Here is a 5,214-nt window from a genome sequence, read left to right on the forward strand (position 1 = left end):
GGTACGAGATGACTGCAGTGAAGGTCCAGAGGCAAGCCCATACCCAGCCGAACGTGTTGACCAGCCAGCGGCGGGCTCCAGCGACCGGCGGGCCAACGCGGTGATCGCCGCGATGGCCCGCGAATGGGAGCTCTCGCACGGCTGGCACTCGGTCACCGCCGCCTACGCCTCCGCCGCCTCCCCCACCCCCGAGGAGGCCGTGCTGAGGCTCCTGGACGGCCACCCGGCCCCCGGCCCCGCACGAGCGGGGGCCCTCGCGCGCCAGCTCATCGTGCCGGGGGCCGTCGCGCCCGAGGCCGGAGGCTCGGGCCGTACGTCCCGTCCGGCCAGGGTCGTGGTCGCGCCCTACCTGCTCGCTTCGGGTCACTTCGCCGACAAGGTCCGCCGCGACACCCTCGCGGCCGGAGCCTCCGCCGTGGCCGACCCCCTCGGCCCCGCCCCCGAACTGGCCACCGTCCTGCTCGAACGCTACGCACAGGCCGTACGGGCGTTCCGGACCGGCACGTGCGCCCCGGCTCGCACCTGAAACCACGCGCCGTTACAGAGGTCGGCCCAAGCGGTTTCGGGATCGGCACGAAGAGAAGCCACCTTTGATGGCCGAAGGCCAGGCAGCCCTCCAAACGAAACGCCTGGTCCTTGATTTCCCGCAGGAAAGGTTTCCAGCCGTTGCAGAAGGATGTGTGCTAGAGCCGGCCGACGGGCTCATCCAACCTCCCGCGCCTGACGCCATCAAGGAAGGCATCCCATTCGGTCCAGGCGAAGACCAGGGTCGGACCGGGATCTTTGGAGTCCCGTACCCGGACGAGGCTGTCAGCGCCTGTCCTGCCGACCTCCACGCATTGCCCGCCATTAGCGTTACTCCGGCTGGACTTACGCCAGATGATCGGGGAAAGATCCCTCACAGACATGCCTCTCCGTCCACTCATATCTCCCGCATCACCTGCGCGATCAAGTTCCGAGTCGGTTCTGGGCCAAGCGACAGAGCACGCAAGTGGTTGAAGAGCAGAACATAAGCGTCTACTTCTGATGGATCCTCCAAATAGACGCTTCCCTGCCAATACTCAACGTACACGGTGTCCGGATCGGCCGGTTTGGGAAAACTCAAGATCGTAAAACCGCCATCCATCGCGGGATGAACACCGGCCGCGAAAGGCAAGACCTGGATCGTGAAGTGGTTCCTCTGAGAGAGATCGATCAGCCGTTGGAGCTGATCGCGCATCGTCTGGGGTTCCCCCACCGTACGGCGAACCACCGCCTCGTTGATGATCAACCATATCTTCGGCGGATGTTCCCGCTCCAACACTCGCTCCTGGCGCTTCATCCGAATAGACAGCCGCCGCTCAAGTTCCTCGTTCGGCGGCAGCACAGGCGCGGACCGCATGACGGCTCTCGCGTATTCCTCGGTCTGTAGTAGCCCGGGCACGAATTCTGGTTGGTACTCCTGAAAGGTGGAAGCCTCCTCTTCCAGGCCTACGTAGCTCTGCACCCACTCCGGGATGGCCTCGGACACCTTGTACCACCACCCACGCTTCCGCGCATCGCGCGCGAGTTGCGTGAGCGCCTCCCGGCGCTCGTCGGCTACCCCATAGAGTTCGAGCATCAAGGCCACAAGGCCCACCGTGGCGGCACTCGTGGCCGATTCGATCCGAGTGATCGTGACAGGTGAGCAGCCCGCGTGCTCGGCCACCTGATCTCTCGTGAGCCCTGCTTCCTTGCGGAGGCGTGCGAGTTCCGCGGCGAGACGACGCCCGCGTACCGAAGGGCTTCGCTGTGCGCTCATGACGTTCCTCTCCGTGATGGCCATCGCAGTATGTCGAATCGATCTTCGTTCATCAATCTGCACTATGTTCATTCTGATTCTTGTTGCCGAAGGCTCACGGGTCATGCACACTGAGCACCCAGCGTAATCATTCGGTCATGGATCGCTACGGCGCCATGGTCGTCGGCCTCATCGGCGGAAGGGGTGAAGGGATCATGAACGTGCGCGATGCCCTATGGCAGGTCCACCTCGTCGAACTGGCTTCGGAGTTGAACGACCTGGGGTTCGACTCCGTCGTTCGGCTTCCTCCCGGGCGGCGGGCGAGCCTGGAGGTCTTCGTGCCTCCCGGGCGGCCGAGACACACGGGAAAGCCGGGAGTGAACGGCTCGGAGCCCGCGACGACCCGACAGGTGCGGGCCTGGGCGCGGGGCCTCTCGCGGCGTTTCGCGGGGGTGGGCAGGTGAAGGGGCTCGGGCTGCTGGGGCGGGTCGATGTGCCCGCGCGGGTCACCGCCGTCCCGGCGGCCCGGCGCTGCGTGCGGGAGCTGCTGGGAGGCACCGATCACCCGCAGACCGACGACGCGTTGCTACTGGTCACCGAACTGGTCACCAACGCGGTGCGGTACTCCGACTCCGGGCGCTGCCCGGCCGGGCGGGTCACCATCGCCGTGGCCGACCACGACGGGACGCTCCACGTCGACGTGACCGACGCGGGCTCGTCGGAGAACCGGCCCACGCTGTGCCAGGAGACCCGTCCCGACAGCGGCGGCGGACGCGGCCTCTGGCTGCTCCAACAGGTGGCGACCACCTGGGGCTGGTACGAGACCGCCACCGGACGCGTGGTCTGGTTCCAGCTCGCCGGCAAGTGACGAATCTCCGCCCTCCGCGTCCAGGTCCCACCAGGACCGCTGTGGAGTGGATCGAGGCTCCCGCGAATCAGGGCGGGGCTTGTTCATTGCCAGGGATAGGTGTTTCAGCGCCCGTACATGCCGTGCCGTTGATCTTAATCCGACTACGCACAGTTACCATCTACTACGAGGCGTGATGGTATGTCGGGATGCTCGATCTATCGGGCCGAGTGTTCGGGCTTCGCATGGCCTCTGTCATCCACCTGAGCATTGGATCAAAGATGCGTAAATCGTCCTACCTGATCGCCGCGACCGCCGGCCTCGGCCTTGTCGCGGCGACCGCTCTGCCCGCCATGGCCGTCGACACCACGGTCACGTTCGCGATCACGACCGCCGGCCTCACGATCACCGCCCCGGGGGCGGTGAACATCGGCTCGGTGGCGTCCGGCGGCGCCACCATCTCGGGGCAGATCGGTCCCGTCACGGTGACCGACCTGCGCGCCACCCTGAACGGCTCCTGGACCGCGACCGTCACCGGCACCGACTTCACCACCGGCGGGGCCACCGGGCCCGAGACCATCCCGGTCATCAACGTCAGTTACTCCCCTGGCCCGGCCACCGCCACGACGGGCACGGGCACCTTCACGCCCGGCGCCGGCGGCATCATCAACGTGTTGGAGATCGCGTTCACCGGAACCGCGCTCACGGGCAACAACAGCGCGACCTGGAATCCGACGCTCACCGTGACGATTCCGGCCGCGGCCGTCGGGGGCACGTACACCGGCACCGTCACCCACTCGGTCGCCTGACCGGAGCCGGCGACAATCGTGCCTCTTCGTCACATCGCTGTGGGGCTGCTGGCGGCCGGGGCACTCGCCCCGGTCGCCGGCACGCTCGCCGGACCCGCGCCTGGTGCGGGGGGATCATCGGGAAAGAACATCGGGATGCGGCTGGTCGACGCGCCCGTCAACGCGCGCGCCAACTCGCGTGCCTGGTGCTACATCATCGACCACCTCGCCCCGGGTTCCGTCATCCACCGGCGGGTCGAGGTGTCCAACGCGACGGACTCGCCCAGGACTCTCTCGATCTACACGGCGGCCGGGGCGATCCGTGACAGGAAGTTCCAGTTCGCTCCGGGTCGCACACCCAACGACCTGTCCACCTGGACCACCACGGACAGGCCCAAGGTCGCCATGGCGCCGCATGCCCGTTCGATGGTCACGGCGACCATCGCCGTGCCGCGCGACGCCGCCCCCGGCGAGCGATACGCGGTGATCTGGGCCGAGACCGCCACCCCCCCGCCGCCCGGTGGAGGCGTCGCCGAGGTCAACCGCGTCGGCGTCCGGATCTACCTGTCCGTCGGCCAGGGCAACCCGCCGGCGTCGTCCTTCACCATCGACTCGCTGACCGCCGAACGGTCGGAGAACGGCCGTCAGGTCGTCCTGGCGCAGGTGCGCAACACCGGAGGCCGCGCGCTCGACCTCAGCGGTGACCTGCGGCTGTCGCACGGCCCATCGAACCTGAGCGCGGGCCCGTTCAAGGTCTCGACGGGCACCACACTCGCGCCCGGCGACTCCGGGCCTGTCACCGCGATTCTCAACGAGCAGGTACCCGATGGTCCGTGGCGCGCCCGCATCCGTCTCCAGAGCGGGCTGACGAAAGCCGCCGCCGAAGCGGCCATCCGGTTCCCCGCCTCCGCGGGGGCGGCGCGGGCGGTCAAAGCGGAGCCGGACACGAGCCACGTGCCCATCGCGTCGCTCGTCATCGGCGTCGTCGTGTCCGCGCTCGCGACGGCCACGGGCCTGCTCGTCCAGCGAAGGCGCCTTTCACGCCGGGAGCCGAGCGTCGCCGGGAGGGATGGCTAGGCGACCGAGTGGGTGATGGTGCCGGTGTAGGTTCCCCCGACGACGGCGGGGGGCAAGGTCACGGTGATGGTCGGGTTCCAGGTGGCGGAGTTGTCACCCGTGCCGCCGGAGACCGAGAAGGCGGTGCGGGGGGAACCGAGGTCGCCCGAGGTTCCGGGGGTGAATGTCCCGCTGCCGGTCGTGCTCGTGGCCGAACCCGGGGCATAGGTGACCGACCGCTTGGCGATGGTCTCGGGCGCGCTCGCACCGCCGGTCGTGAAGTCCGTCGAGCTCACGGTCGCGGTCCACCCGGTACTCGGGCCGCCTCGCGTGTCGGTCACGGTGACCGCGCCGAGCGGGCTCGACACGCCGCCGGCGCCGGCCGGAGCGGAGCCCAGGTTCGCGGTCGCGGGCACGCTGATGGACAGGGTGCCGGCGGCCTTGGTGATGGTGTCGGTGTCCAAGGTGACGGCGCCGTTGCGAGCCAAGGTACGGCCGTTCACCGTCACGCCGGTGGTCACAGTGATCGAGGTGAGCGCGAGGATGTCCCCTGCGAGAGTGGAGCCCGTCCCGAGCGTGGCCGAGCTTCCGACCTGCCAGAACACGTTGTAGGCCTGGGCCCCTCCGGTGAGGGTCACCGTACTGGCGGACGCGGTGATGAGAGTGGAGGCGGCCTGGAAGACGAAGACCGCGTCCGGGTCTCCCTGCGCGTCGAGGGTCAGGTTCCCCGTGATCTGGAAGGTCCCGGCGGCGGAGTCGTAGAC

8 protein-coding genes are annotated in these 5,214 nt (G+C 68.3%); 5 read left to right on the forward strand and 3 right to left on the reverse strand.

Annotation, left to right across the window (positions count from 1 at the left end):
• Positions 1-112: 112 nt before the first annotated feature.
• Positions 113-526 (forward strand): hypothetical protein, encoded by a 414-nt coding sequence (locus tag AB0B89_RS34620; RefSeq protein ID WP_358561437.1) that lies wholly within the window; start codon positions 113-115, stop codon positions 524-526.
• A 157-nt stretch (positions 527-683) separates the two neighbouring features.
• Here AB0B89_RS34620 and AB0B89_RS34625 read toward each other — a convergent pair whose 3' ends face one another.
• Positions 684-926, reverse strand: coding sequence for a DUF397 domain-containing protein (locus AB0B89_RS34625; RefSeq protein WP_358561440.1), 243 nt, complete (start codon positions 924-926; stop codon positions 684-686).
• Positions 923-1,804: a helix-turn-helix transcriptional regulator gene (locus AB0B89_RS34630; RefSeq protein WP_358561443.1), complete on the reverse strand. Its 882-nt coding sequence runs from the start codon at positions 1,802-1,804 to the stop codon at positions 923-925. Before AB0B89_RS34630 ends, AB0B89_RS34625 begins: the two co-directional genes overlap by 4 nt.
• 113 nt (positions 1,805-1,917) lie before the next feature.
• Here AB0B89_RS34630 and AB0B89_RS34635 point away from each other — a divergent pair, with 113 nt between their 5' ends.
• The 4 genes from AB0B89_RS34635 (at position 1,918) to AB0B89_RS34650 (ending at position 4,471) form a co-directional block, all read left to right on the forward strand.
• Entirely contained in the window at positions 1,918-2,223 is a 306-nt protein-coding gene (locus AB0B89_RS34635; protein ID WP_358561446.1) for a hypothetical protein, read from the forward strand.
• The gene (locus AB0B89_RS34640; protein WP_358561449.1) at positions 2,220-2,627 is read left to right on the forward strand and encodes an ATP-binding protein; all 408 of its coding nucleotides are present in this window, start codon (positions 2,220-2,222) and stop codon (positions 2,625-2,627) included. The genes AB0B89_RS34635 and AB0B89_RS34640 overlap by 4 nt, the downstream gene beginning before the upstream one ends.
• A 260-nt stretch (positions 2,628-2,887) precedes the next feature.
• On the forward strand, positions 2,888-3,415 hold the full coding sequence (locus tag AB0B89_RS34645; protein WP_358561452.1) for a hypothetical protein: 528 nt from the start codon (positions 2,888-2,890) through the stop codon (positions 3,413-3,415).
• 18 nt (positions 3,416-3,433) lie between these two features.
• Entirely contained in the window at positions 3,434-4,471 is a 1,038-nt protein-coding gene (locus tag AB0B89_RS34650; RefSeq protein ID WP_358561455.1) for a peptidase, read from the forward strand.
• Here AB0B89_RS34650 and AB0B89_RS34655 read toward each other — a convergent pair.
• Positions 4,468-5,214: ice-binding family protein (locus AB0B89_RS34655; protein ID WP_358561458.1), on the reverse strand; the 747-nt coding region annotated here is incomplete at its 5' end. The two genes, AB0B89_RS34650 and AB0B89_RS34655, sit on opposite strands and share 4 nt — an antisense overlap.

Source organism: Sphaerisporangium sp. NPDC049002 (assembly GCF_040649355.1).
GTDB lineage: Bacteria > Actinomycetota > Actinomycetes > Streptosporangiales > Streptosporangiaceae > Sphaerisporangium.

Bases quoted from the DNA above. Each gene is read 5' to 3' on its own strand.
- AB0B89_RS34620 (WP_358561437.1), top strand. From the start codon at position 113: ATGGCCCGCGAATGGGAGCTCTCGCACGGCTGGCACTCGGTCACCGCC.
- AB0B89_RS34625 (WP_358561440.1), bottom strand. From the start codon at position 926: ATGAGTGGACGGAGAGGCATGTCTGTGAGGGATCTTTCCCCGATCATC.
- AB0B89_RS34630 (WP_358561443.1), bottom strand. From the start codon at position 1,804: ATGGCCATCACGGAGAGGAACGTCATGAGCGCACAGCGAAGCCCTTCG.
- AB0B89_RS34635 (WP_358561446.1), top strand. From the start codon at position 1,918: ATGGATCGCTACGGCGCCATGGTCGTCGGCCTCATCGGCGGAAGGGGT.
- AB0B89_RS34645 (WP_358561452.1), top strand. From the start codon at position 2,888: ATGCGTAAATCGTCCTACCTGATCGCCGCGACCGCCGGCCTCGGCCTT.